Below are 1321 nucleotides of genomic sequence, written 5' to 3' on the forward strand. Positions count from 1 at the left end.
AAGGCATCGATCGCAAGCTCAATATTATATTTTTCATCGCCTTTGCGACGATAGGAATTTTAGCCCTTACCGCCATTATTCTTATCGCAACATTTGGTTTTATGATATATGGTATGGATTTAGATAAAAAACTAATGGCAATTTTATCCGCTGCAGCATTATTCATGGGCATCTGTTCAACGGTATATTTATTTCGCAAAAGCGATTACGAGCTCGGTAAATTTTTGCAAATCATCAGCCGAAAAAGAAGCGGGGAGATCGATAAAAAACTATTCCCTATCTTGCTGCTTATTATATCTGCAACTTGGTTGGGTCTTATCTTTTTTGCATCTAGATAAAGCTAAGCGCCCCGTTTAAATTTCGTCCGTATGCGCTAAATTTAATAGGCGTAGATCACACGCACGGCGCGACGGAATTTTAAGCACGGAATACTTTTTTATTAAAATTTAAACCTACGCATTATAATTGCAGGAATTAAAAAGGACGGCAATCGGTTATGAAAAGAGATATATTAATCGCGATTTTAGGCTTACTTTGCGCCTTTATAGATATTAATTACATAGGTTTTCTTATCGCATTAAATTTGATAGTAGTCTTGGTTTGCGCCGCTTTTCCTTTTATGAAAAAGAACTATATATTTTTTCTACTGCTTGTCGTAAATTTAGCTTTGTATTTGAATAATATCTACACCCCTTTTGAAAAGCCAGAGCTTTGGACTTATAGCATACCTGCGCTGGCAAATGCAGCGAAATTTATCGGACGCACGGAGTGGTTTTAAATTTAGCCAAATGCCTTTCATTTTAATAGCGCTGAAATGACATAGCGCGCTACATTTCTAAATTTAGCCAGCATACCGCGCTTCTAAATTTTAAAATTCCGTGCCGCGAATTGAGCTGTAAATCGAGCTGCAAATTTAAACTACGCTCAAAATTTTGGCTAAATTCAACTCATTAAATTTTCCTGCCGATTTGAGCCGATTAAAAGCAAATTTGACGTATAATCTCGCGAAATTTCAGGGAGCCAAGGTGCGCAAAAACATAAAATACCTAATTTACAAGTTTCTTTTAGGCAATGTCTTTTTGGCAGTTTTTTTGATTTCATTTTACGTTGCCTCATTGCATCTCTCAAAACTTTTAAGTGTTGATATAATAGGCCTTTTAAAGGGATATTTTTTATTTCCGGGCGATATTCGTCTGCCTTTTACGACGGTAATTCTTGAGCTATTTTCCTTCTATATCAGTAGCAGTTTGAGCGATTTTTATGTCAAAGGCATCGATCGCAAGCTCAATATTATATTTTTCATCGCCTTTGCGACGATAGG

At 36.3% G+C, this 1321-nt stretch carries 1 protein-coding gene and 1 pseudogene; both read left to right on the top strand.

The window, feature by feature from the left end:
- Positions 1-338, top strand: a pseudogene (locus Q0413_RS04215) (hypothetical protein); the annotation flags it as partial.
- A 158-nt stretch (positions 339-496) separates the two neighbouring features.
- Positions 497-778, top strand: a complete 282-nt coding sequence (locus tag Q0413_RS04220; protein WP_298987634.1) for a hypothetical protein — start codon at positions 497-499, stop codon at positions 776-778.
- Positions 779-1321 lie beyond the last annotated feature (543 nt).

Source organism: uncultured Campylobacter sp., from assembly GCF_938045465.1.
GTDB lineage: Bacteria > Campylobacterota > Campylobacteria > Campylobacterales > Campylobacteraceae > Campylobacter_B.